The following is a 19,119-nucleotide window of genomic DNA, read 5'->3' on the forward strand; positions in this document are numbered from 1 at the left end:
TCCTCCAAGTAACGCACATTGATTGACTGCTAGCCATTCGCCATCGGTCATTCAAGACGTTTGGCCGTGGCGATCAGAACTCCCAATACGGGGGCGTCCCGATTCGTTCGAGCAGGAAGTCGGATAGCAATTTCACCTTTCGAGAGCGGAGACGGCTTTCAGGAAATACCAGGTTTATCTCCGACGGCTCCGGTTCGACCGAGGCCAGCCAGTCAGGCAACAGGCGAACGAGCTTTTTCGCCTTCAACGCGTCTGCATCGTAAAGCCAGCTAGGGAACAGCACGACTCCCTGACCAGCCAGCGCCGCAGCCACCAGAACTTCGGCATTGTTGCTGCGAAGGTCGCCGCTTATTTCGAAAGGCTGATAGTGCAGTTCGTCGGGACGCGAGAAATACCAGCGCTGAACACCGAGATGCCCTTTGTAGATGAGGCAATTATGTGTTTTCAGTTCACTCGGTTCTGACGGTGCAGCGTTCCTTTTCAAATATTTCGGACTTGCGCAAACCAGATAGCGTTGGGGACCGAGTGTTCGTGCAACAAGGCTTGAATCAGCAAGCTTGCCGATCCGTACCGTGACATCGGCTCCCTCCTGTACCGGATCAACGAAAGCATCTGTCAGCATGAGTTCCACGGATAGCTCGCGGTGCTGTTGCTGGAATTCCGCAATCAAAGGCGCAATGTGCCGCCGACCTAGCGCAACCGGTACGTTGACGCGCACCAGCCCCCGCGGCGCTGCATCCTTGTCGGCCGCTGTCTCGGTAGCCGCGTCCAGTAGTTCCAGTGCCTCCCTGACCTGCACAAAGTAGCGCTCTCCAGCCTCGGTGAGCCGGACTGCACGCGTATGCCGGAACAGTAGCCGCTGGCCTATATCCTCTTCGAGCGCAGCGATATGTCTTGAGACGGACGAACCCGGAACGCCAAAATGCCTGGCGGTTTCGCTAAAACTGCCTGTCCCCGCCACGTGCACGAAAAGCCGCAACGCCTTGATTTGCATGAAGTTGCCGAAAAAGCATTAGTGTTTTCGAATTGTGCTGGATTGTTCCAGAAAATGCATCGATTTACCATGCGTTTCTTTGGGAGCAGATGATGAATTTGTTATTGATACCGCTGATCGTGCTTGCCGGTATGGGGTTGTCGGTTGAGGCGGGGTTACTCGGCCCACTGGGACAGGAAGTGGGACAAGGCTGGGCGACGCTCGGAATCTTCGGAATGGGTTCGCTGTTGCTGACCTTTGGGCTTGTGTTCAATCGCGCCAAGCTGGGCGTGCTGTTTTCCCAACCGCGATGGATGCTGACCGGCGGCGTACTAGGGCCGATCTATGTGCTCGCGCTAACCCTTGCTACCCCGCACATCGGCGTCGGCATGACGATGGTAGGCATTCTGTTTGGACAGGTGGCAGCGAGCCTGATCATTGACCATCAAGGCTGGCTGGGCAGTGTCCGCAGGGAAGTGGACCGTTACCGCGTCGGAGCACTGATCGCGATCCTCGCTGCGCTCTGGTTGATACATTGAAGGAGCAGAAAAATGTTTGTTGCAATGCTGATTCTCGTGGTCGCAAGCGGCGCTGTTCTGTGTGCGCAATCGGCCATCAATGGCCGACTTGGAAGTACCGTAGGTGTACTCGAAAGCGCTTGGCTGACGTTCACCCTCGGCGCGCTAGTCACGTTCGTGATCTCGTTCTTCGCAGAAGGGCATCACGCGCTCACGCTGTTCACCGCACCGCGCTGGCAGATCACAGGCGCATTTTTTGGCGTCATTTACATGCTCGTCATTGTGTTTGCAATGCCGCGAGTGGGTACAGCGGCGGCGACTGTCGCCGTCATTAGCGGACAGCTTCTGATGAGCCTGCTGATCGATAATTTTGGATGGCTCGGCAACACCGTGATTGAACTCGGGACCCGGCGCTACGCCGCAATGGCACTACTCGCCCTGGCGCTGGCGCTGATCTATCAGAGCAATGCTGCAAGCGCCAGAAAGAGCAAACGGATGCAGGGCGACCCGGCACGAGTGCTGTCGGTAATCGAGTAGGAGACCGAACTCGAACAGGTTTAGTACTGACGCGGGTTGCGATTCTTCGCTTGACTGAGGAAGGTCGTTTTCAGGATTTGTCCGGTCATTCAGGCGAGGGCAGTATTCCCGTCACGACCGGCCGGATTTGGCCGATCGGGTGAGTTCGCCAGCGGCCGCTTACCGGCACTCCAGTTCGCTGAACATGGATTCGGCTGAATGACCGGTTTGGAGGAAGCTGTATGACCGGGTTGGGTCGTATTGAGCTGGTCGTGTTCGGTGGCTGCTCGATGCAGCACGGGGCCACCCGCCACCGTGAGTTGCGGGAGATGAGCAGGCCGCATCCGGTTACATCAAACGGTCATCGTATAACCGGAGCGTTTGCAAAATGGCGCTCCGAAGCGTCCGCGAAGTGATGAAGCATGTTGAACGGTTTGGGCGCGCGAAGCGCTGCTGAAGATATCTTCTATCGCGCATCCGTGGACGATCGGGATATGCAGGTAGCCTTTTCAGCGCTCAGATACGGAAACATCGCCACGGCCGTCGGGACTGTGCCGCCTTACGCAGCCAGTCGATGCTCATAATACGGCTGGTCGCGGTCATCGAGGATGGCATAGAGAGCTCCGAGATCCGACGCATCGGTGTTAAGCCACGCGTCGATGTTTTCTGGTTTGATTGGAATGATGCACCGGTCGTGGCCAGCAGCCGCCACTTCCGGTGGTGGTTCATCGGTGATCGCCGCGAACGACAGCAGATCCGGCTCGCCCGGTGCTGTCCAGCGTGACCAGATACAGGCGACATGCATTAGTTCGCCGTTACTGGGGCGAAACTCCAGAACGACGTTTTCATCGCGTTCGTGTGTCTCTGAAAGCGTTCCTTCGAATTTCGCCTTGCTGACGTTTTCATAGAAAACGTCGACCAGCATGACGCCATGCGTGTACCCAAAGCATGGTTTCCAGAACCCTTCAAGGTTGTCGCGCCGCGCGTTGTACGTTCCAGGATATTTGACGTCGTAGGACGCGGGCTTCCCGGCAATACGGCACTGATAGCGCATGGGTTTAATCACGCGCTGGCCATTTTCCATGACCATGACAGGCGCGTACTGACCCGGGAAAATGCGTGAGTCCCGAGGTAGAAGCTCAGGGCGTCGAATGTCATCGAGCTTGCGCAATGCCCAGGCAATCTTGTCAGTAGCGATGCGTTGGCTCTCGGTCGCCGCCTTGGTCACTTTCGTTTGAAGTGTCCGTTCGGCATCGGCCAGCCGCTTGCGCTGTTTAAACAGGTCCTGCTCGAGTTTTGACAACTGTTCGGCGTTGAACCGTTCGATCAGTGTTTTGATCTGCGCGTCAGTCTCAGACTGTGGTTGGGCGAACGCGTCTTCCATGGCCTTGGGCACCTTTGCCTTGCTGATGCCTTCAGCGCGTTCGAAGAACAGGCGCGCGAACTCGTGAATGTCCATCAGCGCGCCGAACATGCGCACGAACTTGCGGTAGTCCGCCACGATCTGAGCCGAGTAACACATGGAACCCTCCGTGGTGTGTGTCCATGGTGCCTGTCCATGATACGCATTTGTGCGCGGTCAGCAAAAGTCCCGGCTGACGGTGGTCAGTCCGCCTAGCAGGTGCGACATGTCCACGAGCCGCTGGGCGACAAGATGCCGGACTTCGCCCTGACATTGCCACGTGCCATAGACGGCAAGCAGAGGGGCGCCAAGGGCTTCCTTCCGCTGCTTCTCCAGCAGGCTGGGCCAGATGATCACATTGACGTTGCCCGTCTCATCTTCGAGGGTCACGAACATGACGCCCTTGGCGGTGCCAGGCCGTTGGCGTACCGTCACCAGCCCGCAGCCTCGCGCGAGACGGCCGTCGCGATAGGTGCGCAGGGTCGACGCCGGCATCAGGCGGTTTTCGAGCAGTTGCGGTCTGAGCAGTTCCAGCGGATGTCGCCCGAGTGTCAGGCCAACCGAGCGGTAGTCGGCCACCATGTCGTGAGCCTCCGTCGGCGCTCCGAGCGCAGGCGTCTCGTCCTGGACGGCAGCGGTAGCCAGCATGTCCCGGTCAGGGATCGCGGCCACCGACTGCCAGAGCGCTTCGCGGCGATTGCCCGCGAGCGAGGTCAGTGCATTCGCGTCCGCAAGGACGTGCAGGTCTTTCCGGTCGAGTTGTGCCCGACGGGCCAGATCGTTGACGCTTTCGAAATGCCGCACGGCGCGGGCATTCTCGATGCGCTCTGCGGCGCCATCCTTCATGCCGCGGAGCAACGAAAGTCCGAGCCGGACAGCAGGTCGTATCTGGCCAGCAATCGATTCGAGCGACGAGTCCCATCCGCTCACGGTCACATCAACGGGCAACACCCTGACCCCGTGTCTCGTGGCGTCCTGCACCAGCTGCGAAGGCGAATAAAAGCCCATCGGCTGGCTGTTGAGCATGGCCGTCAGGAACGCCTCGGGCTCGTGGCATTTGAGCCAACTGCTGGCGTAGACGAGGAGCGCGAAACTGGCCGCATGGCTTTCCGGGAAGCCGTACTCGCCGAAGCCCTTGATCTGCTCAAAGATGCCTTCGGCAAATGCGAGCTCATAGCCGCGTTCCTGCATGCCAAACACGATGCGATCGTAGTATTTTTCGAGACCGCCTTTGCGCTTCCACGCAGCCATGGCGCGCCGCAGCTGGTCCGCCTCGCCGGCGGTAAATCCTGCCGCGAGGATCGCGACCTGCATCACCTGCTCCTGGAAGATCGGTACACCTAGTGTGCGGCCCAGAGCTGTCCTGAGCGCCTCGCTTGGATAGGTCTCCGGCTCGAAACCCTGGCGTCGCTGGAGATACGGATGGACGGCGCCGCCCTGGATAGGGCCGGGCCGTACAATCGCGACCTCGATCACCAGATCGTAGAAGGTGCGTGGCCGCATGCGCGGCAACATGCTCATCTGTGCGCGCGATTCAATCTGGAACACGCCGACAGTATCGGCGGCCGAGATCATGTCGTAGGTGGCCTCATCCTCGGGTGGAATGTCCTGCATCTCGAAGCGTTCGCCGCGCTGCTCTGAAACCAGATCCAGGGTGCGCCGAATAGCGGACAGCATGCCGAGCGCAAGCACGTCGATCTTGAGCAGCCCCAGCGATTCAAGATCATCCTTGTCCCACTCGATCACGCTGCGGTCCGCCATCGCCGCGTTTTCGACGGGAACGAGCCGCGTGAGCTTGCCGCGGCTGATGACGAATCCGCCAGAATGTTGCGACAGATGGCGGGGAAAATTCAGCAGCTGCGACGCAAGTCGAGCCCATGACTGGATCAAGGGCTTGCTGACGTCGAGGCCCGACTCTGCAAAGCGCCCGAGCAGGTCCTGACTCGTGTCAAACCATTGGTGCGACTTCGCGACCATATCTACGATCTGCGGATCGACGCCGAGCGCTTTTCCTGTCTCGCGCAGCGCGCCGCGTGGCCGGTATGTCGAGACGGCGGCCGCGATCGCTGCCCGGTCCCGACCATATTTGCGATAGATATACTGGATGACCTCTTCGCGTCGCTGGTGCTCGAAATCGACGTCGATATCGGGTGGCTCGCCGCGCTCCTTGCTGATGAAGCGCTCGAACAGCATGTTGCCCCGGGCAGGGTCGACCTCGGTGACGCCTAAACAGTAGCAGACCGCACTGTTGGCGGCCGAACCACGTCCCTGACACAGGATGTGCTGGCTGCGCGCAAAGCGCACGATGTCATACACAGTCAGAAAATATGGCTCGTACTTCAGGTCCGCGATCAATTCGAGTTCGTGTTCAATCTGCTCCTGGACGCTGTGTGGAATGCCCGATGGAAAGCGTCGCTGTGCGCCGAAATAGGTTTCCTGCCGGAGGTAGGCCGCCGGCGTAGAGCCAGCAGGAACCAGTTCGTCGGGATACTCATAGCGCAGTTCATCCAGTGAGAACGTACAACGGGCAGCGAGGTCAACGGTCGCGTCGAGCGCATCGACCGGATACAGGTTGGCCAGTCGAAGCCTTGAACGAAGATGCTGTTCCGCATTGGGCGCCAGATCGTACCCGCATTCGTGCACCGGCCTGCCCACACGGATGGCCGTCATCGTGTCCTGCAGCGGCTTGCGTGAGCGCACGTGCATGACCACGTTGCCGAGTGCCACGACGGGCACGTCCGCGTTGCGGGCGACGAACTCGACGGCGCCGCGATGGATGTCGTCCATTGCGCGCTGATGTAGCACCAGTCCGACCGACGCGCGACCGGTGAACGTATCGTCAAGCCACTGAACCTGTGCGGCCAGCACATCTTCCTTTGCCGGAAAATCCGGAACGAGGATAGCGAGACAGTCCGGCATGCCGAGCAGATGCCGATTGTCTTTCTCAGGTCGCGACAGGTCCTGCGGCGTGAGCCGGTAACTGCCTTTCGGTGCGCGCGTACGGGCGAGGGTGATCAATTCGGACAGGTTGCCGTACCCCTCACGGTTTTTTGCCAGCAGGACGAGTCCGAAGGCAGGGGAGCCGTCAGCATTCACCAGCCTGAAATACGAACCTACAATGAGCCGCAGCACTGCCGACTTTGCCGCGACGTGGGCACGGACCACGCCTGCGAGTGAACACTCATCGGTAATCGCCAGCGCAGAATAGCCGAGCTGCGCTGCGCGTGCGGCCAGCTCTTCCGCATGCGATGCGCCGTGCAGAAACGTGAAATTCGAAAAGCAGAACAGTTCCGCGTAATCCGGGAGGGTGGAGAAGCTGGTATCCATCGCATGTCATCCAAACATGCCGTGCAGAAACCACCTCTGATCGTCTTCGGCGTCGCGGCTGCTGACGCGCTCACGATAGATCCAGAAGCAGCTCTGGTCGTCACCCTGTGCGACGAAGTAGTCGCGCGTGACCAGTTCGCCGTCGAACCAGCCGGCCTCGATGCGCTCGCCCGGCGACACCATGCGCAAGGGCGAGCCATAGAACGGACGGTGTTGGCGCATCAGGAGCCGCACCGGATTGTCGAGCAGCCAGGTGGGTCGCGGAAATCCCTCGGGAAGCACTGTGCTTTTCGACGTGCTCGCGACAGGCACCCACCGGTTGGCAATCTCAGGGCGGTAATCGGCGGTCGGCGCCGGGCGCAGCACGTTGTCTTCGCCCAGCCGTGCGACGAGCAATTCGAGCAGACGTGCGTGGTCCTCGGCAGAGCCGCCGGGTTCTGGAAATAGCGTATCGGAGACCGCTTCGGCCGGCTGGACGTTCGTTGCGTCGAGTCGCAGGGCGATGACAGGCGCTGTCAGTTCTATGCGGCCAAGCCGTTCCTTGATCAGCCGGACGAGGTGATCCTCTTTCCACGTCGGCTCGCCTAACGCAATGTCGATCGGCGTGGGCTCGATCGCCTGCCTGCCGCGCTCGTGCTCCAGCAACAGTGTCGCTCCCGTGAGAGCAAGCTGTTTGGCGCACAACCAGCCGCAAAGCTGCACGATCAGACGGTGTGCACCGAAGAGTGCGGCATCGGCGTGTTCAATACGGTCCGGCATCTCGATCCGGGCAGAAAATGTCGGCGGCAATTCCAGCCAGTCGAAAAGCTCGGGTGCGGTGCCGAACGCACGGTCCAGCGAATCGAGCAGGTGCTCGCCACAACGGCGTTGCAAACCGGCCCGGGGCAGCCTCCGGATGTCGGCGATCGTGGCGCAACCCATACCTGCGAACCAGTCTGCAAACTGCCGCATTTCGGGCACGGATAGCAGGGGCAACACGGACAACTGCCGCTCGAGCGAGTCCAGCTTGACCACGCGACGGCTCCCGCTTCTCGCCAGTAGCCAGGCGCCTTGGCCCGTCGGCGCGGCACTGATGCGCGCTGTAAGCCCAATAGCGTTGAGGAGGCGGCGGGCTTCGCGGCATATCGCAAGCAGTCCACCAAAAAGACGCAGGCTGCCGCCAATGTCGGCCATCACGACGGCCTCATCCAGCACCGCGACGTCAGGGGAAAACTGCATGAGCGCCAGGGCGACTTCGCGCTGCGCTGCGTCCTCGCGCGTGGTGTCGCGTTCGACCATTTCCGTCTCAGGCGCCAGCGTTAGAACGCCGCCGCGCTTCATGCCAGTCCGCACACCGGCTGCCCGCGCAACGCCGTCCGCTACCAGCACTTTGCCCCTGTCGAGAACGACACAGCCATGCGTTGGCTCAGACAGCCACTTTGGCCGGAAGACCTCGAGTTGCAACCGGGGCAAGTGGACGGCGAGAAATACGCGCATGGTGTGAAAACAGGACAGGTGTTGGTTGAAGTGGAATGGACAGAGGTTCTGCGCGTGCTGGACCTCGTCGCTTGGTGATGTCGACGGTCAGGCCGTCCCGCTCTGGCCGTAGCGCCAGCCGCAAAACGGCAGGTGATGCATCCTGCGCAGCAGCCAGCGGCCATACCATGAAAAAGAGCGTTTCCGATGATTGCGCGGCCAGATGAAGCCGTCTGAGCGACGACGTCTGGACGTACTGCGACCAGAAGAGCAGGGCGCCACAGCTTCCGGCACGCAGGATCTGCTCGGCCGACCACAGGGCGTCTGCTGTCTTTGACGCACGGATCTGCAGTAGCTGGTCCGGCGTCATGCCGATGTATTCGAGCCCAAGTGCGTTCGGCACATGAGGTGGCTGCACCATGGCGACCGGGCGCTTACCCAGCGTGCTGAGCGCGGGGCGAAGCAGGCGCATCTCTCCTACGCCGGCCTGCTGAACCAGCAGGTCGACCAGTGCGCCGATCGGCCAGCCCCCGCCCGGGAGCTCCTCCGACAGGGCCGGATAGCCGGTGTCGACGACCCGCCCACGCCCGCGCGCAAGCTGGGACGCCCGCCACAAGGACGGGTGAATAGCTTCCGGGGACGGCGCGGGCAAGGTCATGTTTGCCAAAAATACCTGTATGGATATACAGTATCCTACACGGATTTGAGTGACAGTGGATAGACACTTATCGGCGGGTAGACAAGATAGATATGCGTGTGCGGAAGCCTGTTGGACACCCAATGCCCGAGATTGCCGAGTTTGTCGCGGGCATGAATAGGGTGTTCGGCGAGACGGAGATTGACGAAGCCATTCGCCGCGGCAAGGCTGGGGAGCCGACGTTTTACGCGCGTGAAAACGGGCGCACGGTCGGGACGCCCAGCCACGGCCAGACTAATGTCTGGGCAGTTGACCGATCTCTACGGGACCGGCACTATTGCGCCGGCTGCGACGGCGGGTGCGTCGGAACCGCGAAGTTGTGCAAGGGATAGGTGGAATGGCAACTCTGGAGAATGCATGCGTCGATACCTGGGAGCGGGGGTGATTCTGCTGATGTTCGCGTCGTCGGTGATGGCAGACGAACACTATATCGAGGTCTGGAACCCGCCCGAGGCGCGTGGTGGAAGGCAGCATCCCGGGTCATTGCATAAGCGATCCAGGCATCATCATGCGCCGGTTCACCCGATTCGTTACCGGACGCACACGCGAACTGTGCCATTGCCTCAAGCAACCGCAGAATGCTGCAAGGCTGTGGGTCGATCGAAAATGGCCGAGCCTGACTGGACGGATATTCCACGCCAGATCACACCAGAAGGGAACATCCTGCGTGTCGATTCGCGTCGGGCAGATGTGCATATTGCACGTTAAGGACATGCATCACGGACAGGACACCAGGTAAAGGCGCAGTCTGCAGGACGTTGGATTCGAGTTGCGTCTCGGAGACTGATTGTCGATACAGCCACGATCTGGCCAGAACGCAGAGGAGCGCTGAACGTCGACGCAAAACAAAACGCCACCTTCCGGTGGCGTCTCGCTCAGAAAAATCCACCCATTTACGACTCTGATTCCGCAGTGCGCCGGGTACGCACGCGTACCGTTGCACGGTAGGTCTCGCGCGCCGTCTTTCCGGCCAGTGCACCGTTCTCGACCGCTGCTTCCGTTCGCTGGAGAATCACGGCAACGCCGCGCTTCTGCAGGGCTATCACCTTCGGGCGTAGCCTGCTAGATGCGTTCAAAGCCATAAAAACCTCCTTCGTCGGATGCTGGCCGGGTCACACAGCGAAACGTTCCCCGAGTTCACCGCGCCCAAATTTCCTCACCAACCTATATATAACGCGTCCAGTTTGCCCGTTTGTGGCATGTAAAAGTATTGCGTCGTTTCCGGAAACGCATCGGCATGCGCGATTGGCGTCATGCCGAGTGCCTCGCTGGACTGCCAGATCATCGCGGGACCGGGCAGCGGCCATTCGCTGGGTAAAACATTGTCTCCCGATCCGCCTCGGCGCGAAAAAACTTGACCAGCCGGGAGTTTGGAGCGGGGAGGAATGCACCATTCCATGCAGCGGCGGTTTCTCGGACAAACTGTTCGTCGTGGCCCGCATACGTCATTACGTCAGCAAAAGAGACCAGGTAGCGGATGCCGTCGAAGTCGATGCCACTCGCTTCAATTGCGTCATCGACCGGGACAGGTTCGGTTACGCGCAACGCGCCTGCCCCGCCCACTCCCTCTGGGAAAAGCGTCGCCAGCAGGGTCTCGCTAACGAACTCGATCATTCCAGGTTCCTCGTTTCGTTCCCCTCCATTTTCTCATCCCGGAGCCCATGCCCAGCGGGCAATTCCAACTGTCAGCCGCGGGTGCCAGCAGCAACTGGTGGTTCGAGATTCGGAAGCTTGTCGCAAGAGCGATACGAGGTCGCCCATGATCACAAGTGACGATCATCCGGACCAGAATGACGACCGACGCACCGATATGTCGCAGAATCTTTTCTGCACAATTTGACGATCGCGTTGGTGAACTGCCCTGGCTTATTCGCCCAGACATGACTGGCGCGACATCATCGGATGTTCCACTCGCGACGCGACAACTCCTACTTCGAATCGTCCACTTCGGAGCGCCCGGCAGCCGCCAGGGTTGCCCGGACGGCATCGAGAATTGCGCAAGCGAGCCAGACGCCTCAAGTTCCAGTGTGGCAAGCCGTATAGGCGAGGGCGGCATGACAGAACGACACAGACGAGAGGTCCGGCAAGACCGGGAAATATGTGAAAGAGCAGTATATTGAGGATGACCATGCACGACATCTCGCCGACCGCGTGCGGCTACTGATTTACGCCTGGAACCGTCCATTGCGGCGCCTCGTCCGGGACGTCGAGAACCTGGCGTGCTTCGATTCGATCGACGGCCCGATGCCACCGCACCTGCAGCTCGCATGCGCGGCTCCCCCCTTGACTCCGCCGGCGTCGGCCATCGTTGACGCGGTCGTACGCATCTGGGGCGATTGTCTGGTCTCGGCGAAGGCGGGGCGGCTCATGGTGGGCACGCTGGCCGTCAAAGGGCCAATTTCTGGCGCTGAATCGCTTGTGCTGATGTGGAATGGGCAGCAGCCTGATTCGCCCCGCCTGCAGGAAACCGATGACGCCTTCCGGACCAGTTTTGCCCGGTACCCGGAGCTCTATCTGGCGGACGCCCGAAAGCTGCTTCAGGCCTATACGTCGAGGCTTCCTGGCGACACCAAGACCGCTCATAATCCGAAGGACTAAGCACGGCTACGCGACGAGTGCCGGGCGCTTCGCATCAACGCGAGACAACAGGGAGAAATATGGGCAAGGTCCCGTACGTGTACAAGTGCGCAGACTGCGGCAAGCGTGGCGAACGACACCTCGATGGAGACTCGCATGACGGCCTGACTTCTACCTGTGCTTTCTGCGGTGCGCCTGTAACCCTGGAATGGGATGGCGGCGTTGTGCTGGAGACGCCGCAGACTATCGCAGCCGAAGTGATTGCGCGTGCCCGTGCGCTCAAGCGATAGGCAACAAACGCGTCTCACGGCATTCGAAGGAGCTGTGAAGGCCTACGCGCCTTGTGAGACATTTCGTTGAGGTTGATGGTGAGCTCCCCGAAATCTGGGTAAGGCAAAAAGACAAATCAACCTGAAGAGCTAACGCATCGTGTCGCGAGCGCTCTACAAGATAGCGGTGCGGAAAAGAGGGCAGTTAGCGGCTGCTTCTGGCGGCGACGAATTACGCTGCGGGCTGCTGGGAGATCCATCGCGCGATTTCCCAGACGAGTCACATTTTTGGCAAGAGGAGTTGGAGCATCTGCAGCATGAGTTCAAGACGAAAAGGCGGGGTCCGTTCACGCTCGCCACTGACGAAAACGCAATTGCTGCCGATGAGCCCAGCATTGGCGCGAGAGCGGTCATTGGCCTACCACCTCGCGCTGGCCAGTTGGCGCACCGGCCACGGTTATCCGCGCTCGGTCAACGAGCTTATTCACGCAGCTTACATCGCGTGGTACGTGCAATGTGCCGGGTACGGTGAAGAGCCCGTCGAGAACTTCAAGATCATCGAGTTTGCCGTCGAAGCAACGCTCGCGGCGGATGACGCGGGCAGCTGGACCCTCGATCCCGATGCTGTTTCCGCATTCGAGAGCGTGCTGGCGCTTTCCGACCGGCAACTTGCTTCTGTTCCGCAATATCGTTTCGACGATGCGGAGCGACAACTCGCAGCGTTTCTCCGGGGAACCGAGAGGTCACCTATCCCTATGCCAATCAATGTCGTGACCAGCGAGCAGCCTGTATTCCCAAACCTGTAAGAGGTAGACCGGCGTTCAATGCTCAGGGGCATCATGCCGGTCGCGCGCATTGTGTCCTTCCATCTCCACGATGGGAATAATCCGCGGACGGAGTCTGTTGGCGGAACGGTGTCACATCTGCGACGCCGCAATCTGTTGGTGCAGCCAAAGTCGAGTCTGCCCTTGTCTTGCTGTCGGGTGCCACCATTAGTGAATAATGCTTTGTTGGGTTTAAAGCGATTTTTCACGACGAGTGGCATCGAGCGACCAGCACGTGCCAGGGAAAGTGAAATATCCGTGGCGCATCGCCGAAGTAAGTGGAAAAGGAAACTGGCGATCAGCGACAGGCAAAATCCGGCCACAACCGGCCGCTCGACGACAGAGGCTAAATCGTTGACAATCTCGTGTCGTTGATTCGAGTGCACTTCATGCCAAGAACGTGCAAGATTCGGCGCAGCAGCATTACAGTTGCTGAAAGGACCGAGGTCCAGCCGGCGTGAGTGACGGACGAACTCGAACGCTCGTTCGAGCCGTGTAGGGACGCGACACCGCAACATCTCGGCCGACCTCGCGCGTACCAGATGGGCGGAAATCAATCGAAGCCGCCGCATTCGCGATACTACACTCTGCAGGAATACCGAATACACGTCCCCTGAGAACAATATTCAAAAATCCGGCGCGGTCGAAAAAATGAATAGTGTCGAAGACAATGCTCCCTCTGCCGAAGATATAGCCCAACAGCATTCTGGTCTTAAGGGCCGCCTCACGCGCTGCGCAGTCTTTGTCATCAGTCTCGCGCTAACGGGCTGTGCTTCAGATCCTACTACCCGCAGCGGGGGCATCGGTGAGGTGATGGTTTCCGGCGCCGCAACCTGCATGGGATTAGGGTTTGCACGTATTTGTGATACACAAAACGACAACATATCAAAGCCATTCTACGAGGCGTTTGACAGCACCTCAATGGACCGGCGACGAGTAGCGAAAGAGATCGTAGCGAGGCACGCCAGCGTGTCGCTTTCGAACATAGAGATCCTTCCGGTTGCAAGTCCGACAACGCAGCGCTGGCATGCAAAACTCGCGGTCGTTGCTGCCTCCTCCGTTTTTGACAGTTCGAAAACACCCTACCTGCCCCAAGACGAAGAAACCCGCAGCTGGATGCGACATCAAGATCTGCCAGTGTTTGCCAACGTGTCTTTATCTCCCTTCAAACTTCAGGTCAACGATTCGGCCGTGCGGCAATGGGCTTTTCGGCTGCACAACGATCCATACGCGGCTGACAAATGCACATTTAATGGTGTTCCGGAAGACTGTGCGACTGTTCTAACTCCGGACCATATCCATACGCTGGTGACTCTGATCGACAAGGCATCACAATCTTCAGATGAGGGGCAAGATCTCACGGGATTTTTTCGTCGCGAGTTGGCGGCTCAGCGTTTTCAAAAATTCACCAACAATTCTTTATCAACGATAGGCCGGGACGTCTATGTTGTCCATGCAGAAGGTTTCTCGCCGCAAGTTGATTTCCTCGGTAATCTGTACATTCCCGATACCTTCGAGAGAAATTGGGATCAGGCCGAGCAAGAGCTGATACTTGACCACGAGGCGGCCCATGTCTCTGCGTTTGGGGTGGACTGTCAGACTTTTTTTTTGCAGCAGGCCTTCACCTACTATTTTTCCAGTGGAAAAGTTGATCTTTCGCCCTTGTATGCCATCATGCGAAAACCCGATGAGATGTTCGTCGATCTTTTAGCGGCGCGCGCGTTTCATATGACACCACAGCAACTGCGAGAATCTGCCTCGTTGCTCGACGGTCTTGAAAACGCATCGCCAGCTCGCGCGGACGGACTAAGGGAGTTGGCGTCGCTTGAAGCGAAGGGCATCGCAATCAATACACTGGTTGGCCGACGGCTTCAGACTAATGTGACGGCTTCTCAGTTGCCAACTGGCACGGACAGCTCGCCGCGAGATATCGATACACGGTTGGCCAGGTACCGGGATCTCACCGCTGAGTATCAAGCTTACCTCGCTCCTGGGCGGGTGCAGGCACTCGCCGGCGATATGACGATTGACAATCTTGCAGTACATGACTACGTTATCCGCGCGCTCCATAGAGCCGACTCAGCGCAACTCAGCTTCAACACGAGCGATGGAATCACGTGGGCGCTGACTTTTACGACCATTTCACTGAAATATTCTGGGGACACCAGATGAAGTATATGCAATTAATTTTTCTAATAATTTTGGCAATTCTCAGCAATATTGCCCACGCTGATGACCAGTTGCTTAAGCAATGGGACGATGCAACTCCTGCCTATCCGTTTTTCTCCAATGGCATCATCAAGGAGTGCCCGTCGTGTGACACGCTAGTAATAATCGCATCAACTACCAAAGTATCGCCCCAGTTGGTTCAGCAATTCAGAAAGCTATCGCAGCGCATCGGCAACGATCGAACAAACCAAGGTGTGATCATGCGACGAGATCAGGTGTTATCGCAGGCCGACGAACTGACAGAGCTTCGATGCCCCCTTCCTGAGCATAACGAGTTAAATGTTGCTTATTTTGTTGATAGAAAGGGCCAGCGTTGCATCAAAATCCCTTACCAAGACGAAGATACATTGAGAATTACACTAGAAAGGATCTATGGCTATCTAGGTAATACATCCGAGGTCGCCGCCCAACTCGACACGGTTAACCGAGATCGGGTGCTTCGCGAGTACTATGAGAATGCTAAGGAAGCTATAGGCTCGACGGCACCGTACATTCACGATCTGCTCCAGCTAGCTCTCGCGTTCTTACAAAGAGCGAAGTAGATTGGCGTCCATGTCGGCACGGTATCCATGCGGTCATGCAACGTGTGGGTGGCGCTGTCGCACGTGCGCGGGATGGTGACATTGCTCTGAACGGCGGCTTTTGAGAGACCGTAACGTCCGTTCAGGGTGGCGGATTCAACCGGTCGATGCAACACCTAGAATCTGCGTGAGCAGCGGAGGTGTTGCAAATGAAACAGCGACCGAGAATCTATTACTCCGAGACCCAGAAAGCGCTGATGTGGGATCGATGGCGCAAGGGCGATACGATTCATCAGATTGCCAAACTGTTTGATCGGGGCCATTCTTCGATTCAGCGAATACTATCGGAGAACGGTGGCATCCAGCCACCGCAAAGGCATCGTGCGCCACAGGCATTGACACTCGCGGAGCGCGAGGAGATTTCCCGTTCACTGGTGTCCGGGTTGTCGATCCGGTCGATAGCAGCCCGGCTGGGACGCGCTCCTTCCACTATAAGTCGTGAGTTGCAGTGCAACGGAGGCAGCCAGGGCTATCGGGCAAGCCAGGCGGACGCGATTGCGTGGGAGCGTGCACGTCGGCCGAAGGTTTGCAAACTGATGCAAAACCAGACGCTGGCGCGAGTGGTCGCTGCAAAGCTGAAGTTGCAGTAATCCCCTGAGCAGATTGCCGGTTGGCTCAGACATGCTTATGCGGTCAATAAGGACTATCTGGTGTCGCACGAGACAATCTACCGGAGCCTCTATATTCAAGCTCGTGGTGCCCTGAAAAAGGAACTGCTTGAGCACTTGCGACGCTTTCGAACCATGCGCAGGTCCTGTCATCACACACTTAAAACCGCGGGTCGCACGAACATTCGCGACGCCGTATCGATAAGTGAACGCCCCGCGACGGCGGAGGATCGCGCAATACCTGGGCACTGGGAAGGTGACTTGCTGTATGGCAACGCGACGAGCCAGATTGCAACTCTCGTCGAACGTCAAAGTCGATTCGTGATGCTGGTAAAAGTGCCCAGCAAGGATTCTGAGGCTGTGGTCGACGCGCTGATACGACACGCCAGCAAACTCCCGAGAGAACTTTATAGATCGCTGAGGTGGGACAGGGGATCGGAAATGTCGGATCACCACCGCTTTAGCGTTGCAACCGACATTGAGGTCTATTTCTGCGACCCACAGCATCCCTGGCAACGCGGTTCGAACGAAAATACGAATGGGCTTCTGAGGCAATACTTCCCCAAGGGTACTGATCTATCTGCCTACTCACAGGCCGGACTGGATGCCGTCGCCAGGCGGCTAAACGAACGTCCCCGAAAAACACTAAGCTTCGATACACCAGCCGAGCGATTTAACCAAATCGTTGCATCGACCGGTTGAATCCGCCGTCGATAACGGTCCGCCACTACGCGCAGTAGCCCACCATAAACTATCCGCGGACCGATTCGTCATGCTGAGGTTTGTATGGCACTTTCAGCGGAGGCATCGTCTGTCCTTCATGCGCGAACTCAAACGTCTTGAGCGCTAATTCATTAGCAGCGGAGTTCAGATCGGCCGCCCTGTGATTTTTGTCGGAGTGCCTTATCAGGGTCCATTCCAACGTGGTTTCGGCGAGATCCGCCACTGGCAGCGGACGAACAGAGGGTGCACTCCGATGGATTTGAGGCATCGCCGTTACTCCCCTGTCCCGGTCGAAGAACCTCACTCCGCTACCTGTGTTGCGCTCAGGCTTACCGCGATGGCCGCCGCGCCAAGTTCGATACGTCCGAGCCGTTCCTTGAGCAGCCGCACCAGGTGCTCTTCGTGCCACATCGGCTCTGCGGGCGCAATTTCAATGGTCGTTGGCTCAATGGCATCCCGGCCACGCTCATGTTCGAGTTGTACCGTTGCCTTTGTGAGTGCCAGCTGCTGCGCACTGAGCCAGCCGCACAGCTGCACCACAAGCAGGCGAGCGGAAAAAAGGATTGCGTCCGCGTGCTCAACGCGATCTGGCAATTCGACGCGCGCGTTAAAAGCGGGCGGTACCTGAAGCCATTCGAATATTTCCGGTGCGAGGCCGTATGCCCGGTCCATTGAGTCGAGGAGCGCGACGCCACACCGCTTTTTAAGTCTCGCACGTGGAAATCGGCGGATGTCGCTTCACTGGACGCAGCCTAGCCCGCTAAACCAGTCGGCGAAGCGACGCATTTCGAGCACGACGAAGAATGGCATCGTGTCCAGTGTACGTTCCAGCGAGCGCATCTTGAGCACCCTTGTCTTTCCGCGCCTGGAAAGAAGCCACGCGCCTTGACGGGTTGGAGCAACACTGATTCGACCCGTGACGCCAACCGCCTCGACGATCCGTTTGATTGAGCGGCGGATGCAGGGAACGCCGCCAAAGAGCCGGATGCTTGCCGTGATGTCAAAAACGATAGTGTCTTCGGCGCACTCGGCAACCATCGGCGTAAATCGCATGACCGCATAGGCAATATCGAGGAGCAGGGCACGTTCGCGCGCAACGTCCCGATCGTAGACAAGCGCTTCCTCGGCGAGCGTAATGACTCCGCCGCGACGCATGCCGATGGCAACGCCTGCCTCGCGCGCCGACGCATCCGCTATGAGCATCTTTTCCCGATCGAGCACGACACATCCATGCTCCGTCCTAGGCGACCACCTCGGACGGAACACCTCCAGCGGCAGGCGGGGTAAGTGAATGGCGACGAACACGGCCATCAGGGCTTAGCAGAATCGGTGAGGGTTGAAGGGTGATGGACAACGTTTCGTTTCTGATGGGTCTTCGACGCTTCAGGACATCGACGATCAGTCCGCCTTCAGCAGGGCGCAGACCTAAGCGCAACGCAGCCGGCGACGCATCAGCCGCGCTCGCCAGCGGCCGGACAAGCACCAGGAGGGTCTCCGTCGCCTGCGCCGCAAGATGGAGCCGTCCTAATGCGTCGGTCCGGATGTGCGGTTGCCAGAACAGAAGGGCGCCGCAACTGCCTGTCCGCAATATCCGCTCCGCGCTCCAAAGAGCGTCCGCAGTTCTGGGCGCCCGAATACGCACGAGTTTCGCGGCGGGCAAACCGAGGTACGAAAACGCTAGCCCATTGGACACATGCGGCGGCTGTATCAAGGCGACAGGACGCTTGCTGACTGCGGCCAGCACAGGCTGAAGCAGCCGTATTTCGCCGACTCCGGGTTGCTGGACAAGTAACTCCATCAGAGCGCCAAGCGGCCAGCCCCCGCCAGGTAGCTCGGCGGAAAGCGCTTCATAGCCCGTGTCTACGGTTCGTCCAGTGCAGCGCGCGAGCTGGGCTCCGCGCCAAAGGGCGGGATGCATGGACTCGGCATGAACGGGAGGGCGGACCCGGAATTTACCTGTATGAATATACAGTAGTAATTCTAGCCCATATTCCGTGAAACCTGGGAAGCCGGGAGAAATAAGCTCGGTTCAGAACGCGGTAGCCGCGCGCAGTGGGGACACCTCCCAAATCACGTCCCAATCCGAACAGTGGCGTATCTCTCACCTGCGCTGAACAGTTTGAACGCCGCCCACTCTCGAGCCGTCTTGCCCATTAGCCCGGCATCTATCTCGCGCTCAACCGCGGGATTGCGGAAAACACCGGTCGCGGCTTTCCCAGCGAACGTCGTGGCGGTAGCATCTCGCTCGCTCGCCTGCAGGAATGCTTCTCCACTATCCTCAAACACGACGATACCGAGCGTTCCCGGTAACCTTGGAGGCCATTCCCACGGCGCTTATGCGGGACGATTAATTACTTTTTAAAATTATGCCAACTGCATTTTAATAAGCTGCGCTGCATTATTTTTATATTAACTTATAA

At 58.6% G+C, this 19,119-nt stretch carries 17 protein-coding genes and 1 pseudogene; 9 read left to right on the forward strand and 9 right to left on the reverse strand.

Translation table 11 applies throughout. The features are described from left to right. Positions 1–73: 73 nt before the first annotated feature. Complete coding sequence (locus tag BLS41_RS37280) at positions 74–994, reverse strand: LysR family transcriptional regulator (protein ID WP_074774525.1); 921 nt, start codon at positions 992–994, stop codon at positions 74–76. Positions 995–1,086: 92 nt separating this feature from the next. Between BLS41_RS37280 and BLS41_RS37285 the strand changes: the two genes are divergently transcribed. Both BLS41_RS37285 and BLS41_RS37290 read left to right on the forward strand, forming a co-directional pair. Then, a complete protein-coding gene (locus BLS41_RS37285; protein WP_143026508.1) occupies positions 1,087–1,512 on the forward strand; it encodes a DMT family transporter in 426 nt (141 codons plus the stop codon). A 12-nt stretch (positions 1,513–1,524) separates the two neighbouring features. Next, the gene (locus tag BLS41_RS37290) at positions 1,525–2,028 is read left to right on the forward strand and encodes a DMT family transporter (protein WP_074774531.1); all 504 of its coding nucleotides are present in this window, start codon (positions 1,525–1,527) and stop codon (positions 2,026–2,028) included. Between the two features lie 538 nt (positions 2,029–2,566). Here the strand turns inward: BLS41_RS37290 and BLS41_RS37295 are convergent. The 4 genes from BLS41_RS37295 to imuA (BLS41_RS37310) are packed head-to-tail and all read right to left on the reverse strand — an operon-like array spanning position 2,567 to position 8,849. Continuing rightward, positions 2,567–3,529 carry an SOS response-associated peptidase family protein gene (locus BLS41_RS37295; RefSeq protein WP_074774534.1) on the reverse strand — a complete coding sequence of 321 codons (963 nt, stop codon included), beginning with the start codon at positions 3,527–3,529 and terminating at the stop codon, positions 2,567–2,569. A gap of 57 nt (positions 3,530–3,586) precedes the next feature. After that, positions 3,587–6,736: an error-prone DNA polymerase gene (locus tag BLS41_RS37300; RefSeq protein WP_074774537.1), complete on the reverse strand. Its 3,150-nt coding sequence runs from the start codon at positions 6,734–6,736 to the stop codon at positions 3,587–3,589. A 6-nt stretch (positions 6,737–6,742) separates the two neighbouring features. Further along, positions 6,743–8,212: a Y-family DNA polymerase gene (locus BLS41_RS37305; protein WP_083380293.1), complete on the reverse strand. Its 1,470-nt coding sequence runs from the start codon at positions 8,210–8,212 to the stop codon at positions 6,743–6,745. Continuing rightward, positions 8,142–8,849 carry a translesion DNA synthesis-associated protein ImuA gene (gene imuA / locus BLS41_RS37310; protein WP_074774540.1) on the reverse strand — a complete coding sequence of 236 codons (708 nt, stop codon included), beginning with the start codon at positions 8,847–8,849 and terminating at the stop codon, positions 8,142–8,144. The genes BLS41_RS37305 and imuA (BLS41_RS37310) overlap by 71 nt, the downstream gene beginning before the upstream one ends. A gap of 86 nt (positions 8,850–8,935) precedes the next feature. On the opposite strand from imuA (BLS41_RS37310), the gene BLS41_RS39885 reads away from it, so the two are divergent. Then, positions 8,936–9,220: a hypothetical protein gene (locus BLS41_RS39885; RefSeq protein ID WP_074774543.1), complete on the forward strand. Its 285-nt coding sequence runs from the start codon at positions 8,936–8,938 to the stop codon at positions 9,218–9,220. A 25-nt stretch (positions 9,221–9,245) separates the two neighbouring features. Beyond that, entirely contained in the window at positions 9,246–9,596 is a 351-nt protein-coding gene (locus BLS41_RS38835; protein WP_074774546.1) for a hypothetical protein, read from the forward strand. A 573-nt stretch (positions 9,597–10,169) separates the two neighbouring features. Here BLS41_RS38835 and BLS41_RS39890 read toward each other — a convergent pair. Further along, positions 10,170–10,502 (reverse strand): hypothetical protein, encoded by a 333-nt coding sequence (locus BLS41_RS39890; RefSeq protein ID WP_253189933.1) that lies wholly within the window; start codon positions 10,500–10,502, stop codon positions 10,170–10,172. Between the two features lie 486 nt (positions 10,503–10,988). On the opposite strand from BLS41_RS39890, the gene BLS41_RS37330 reads away from it, so the two are divergent. The 5 genes and pseudogenes from BLS41_RS37330 (at position 10,989) to BLS41_RS37355 (ending at position 16,678) form a co-directional block, all read left to right on the forward strand. Next, positions 10,989–11,486, forward strand: a complete 498-nt coding sequence (locus tag BLS41_RS37330) for a hypothetical protein (protein ID WP_074774549.1) — start codon at positions 10,989–10,991, stop codon at positions 11,484–11,486. A gap of 565 nt (positions 11,487–12,051) precedes the next feature. Continuing rightward, a complete protein-coding gene (locus BLS41_RS38840; RefSeq protein ID WP_253189934.1) occupies positions 12,052–12,540 on the forward strand; it encodes a hypothetical protein in 489 nt (162 codons plus the stop codon). Positions 12,541–13,209: 669 nt separating this feature from the next. After that, positions 13,210–14,730 carry a hypothetical protein gene (locus tag BLS41_RS37345; RefSeq protein ID WP_074774555.1) on the forward strand — a complete coding sequence of 507 codons (1,521 nt, stop codon included), beginning with the start codon at positions 13,210–13,212 and terminating at the stop codon, positions 14,728–14,730. Continuing rightward, entirely contained in the window at positions 14,727–15,329 is a 603-nt protein-coding gene (locus BLS41_RS37350; RefSeq protein WP_074774558.1) for a hypothetical protein, read from the forward strand. The genes BLS41_RS37345 and BLS41_RS37350 overlap by 4 nt, the downstream gene beginning before the upstream one ends. 188 nt (positions 15,330–15,517) lie before the next feature. Beyond that, a pseudogene (locus BLS41_RS37355) lies at positions 15,518–16,678 on the forward strand (IS30 family transposase). A gap of 321 nt (positions 16,679–16,999) precedes the next feature. On the opposite strand, the gene BLS41_RS39895 reads toward BLS41_RS37355, so the two are convergent. The 3 genes from BLS41_RS39895 to imuA (BLS41_RS37370) all read right to left on the reverse strand — a co-directional run bounded on the left by BLS41_RS39895 (position 17,000) and on the right by imuA (BLS41_RS37370) (position 18,617). Further along, positions 17,000–17,293, reverse strand: a complete 294-nt coding sequence (locus BLS41_RS39895) for a DNA polymerase Y subunit UmuC family protein (protein WP_253189935.1) — start codon at positions 17,291–17,293, stop codon at positions 17,000–17,002. A 144-nt stretch (positions 17,294–17,437) separates the two neighbouring features. Next, positions 17,438–17,920, reverse strand: coding sequence for a Y-family DNA polymerase (locus tag BLS41_RS39900; protein WP_253189936.1), 483 nt, complete (start codon positions 17,918–17,920; stop codon positions 17,438–17,440). Positions 17,921–17,939: 19 nt separating this feature from the next. Further along, entirely contained in the window at positions 17,940–18,617 is a 678-nt protein-coding gene (imuA, locus tag BLS41_RS37370; protein WP_074774567.1) for a translesion DNA synthesis-associated protein ImuA, read from the reverse strand. Positions 18,618–19,119 lie beyond the last annotated feature (502 nt).

This window comes from Paraburkholderia fungorum (assembly GCF_900099835.1).
GTDB classification, from domain to species: Bacteria; Pseudomonadota; Gammaproteobacteria; order Burkholderiales; family Burkholderiaceae; genus Paraburkholderia; species Paraburkholderia fungorum_A.

Bases quoted from the DNA above. Each gene is read 5' to 3' on its own strand.
- BLS41_RS37300 (WP_074774537.1), bottom strand. From the start codon at position 6,736: ATGGATACCAGCTTCTCCACCCTCCCGGATTACGCGGAACTGTTCTGC.
- BLS41_RS39890 (WP_253189933.1), bottom strand. From the start codon at position 10,502: ATGATCGAGTTCGTTAGCGAGACCCTGCTGGCGACGCTTTTCCCAGAG.
- BLS41_RS38840 (WP_253189934.1), top strand. From the start codon at position 12,052: ATGAGTTCAAGACGAAAAGGCGGGGTCCGTTCACGCTCGCCACTGACG.
- imuA (WP_074774567.1), bottom strand. From the start codon at position 18,617: ATGCATCCCGCCCTTTGGCGCGGAGCCCAGCTCGCGCGCTGCACTGGA.
- imuA (WP_074774540.1), bottom strand. From the start codon at position 8,849: ATGACCTTGCCCGCGCCGTCCCCGGAAGCTATTCACCCGTCCTTGTGG.
- BLS41_RS37345 (WP_074774555.1), top strand. From the start codon at position 13,210: ATGAATAGTGTCGAAGACAATGCTCCCTCTGCCGAAGATATAGCCCAA.
- BLS41_RS37285 (WP_143026508.1), top strand. From the start codon at position 1,087: ATGAATTTGTTATTGATACCGCTGATCGTGCTTGCCGGTATGGGGTTG.
- BLS41_RS37350 (WP_074774558.1), top strand. From the start codon at position 14,727: ATGAAGTATATGCAATTAATTTTTCTAATAATTTTGGCAATTCTCAGC.
- BLS41_RS37295 (WP_074774534.1), bottom strand. From the start codon at position 3,529: ATGTGTTACTCGGCTCAGATCGTGGCGGACTACCGCAAGTTCGTGCGC.
- BLS41_RS38835 (WP_074774546.1), top strand. From the start codon at position 9,246: ATGCGTCGATACCTGGGAGCGGGGGTGATTCTGCTGATGTTCGCGTCG.
- BLS41_RS37290 (WP_074774531.1), top strand. From the start codon at position 1,525: ATGTTTGTTGCAATGCTGATTCTCGTGGTCGCAAGCGGCGCTGTTCTG.
- BLS41_RS37305 (WP_083380293.1), bottom strand. From the start codon at position 8,212: ATGCGCGTATTTCTCGCCGTCCACTTGCCCCGGTTGCAACTCGAGGTC.
- BLS41_RS37280 (WP_074774525.1), bottom strand. From the start codon at position 994: ATGCAAATCAAGGCGTTGCGGCTTTTCGTGCACGTGGCGGGGACAGGC.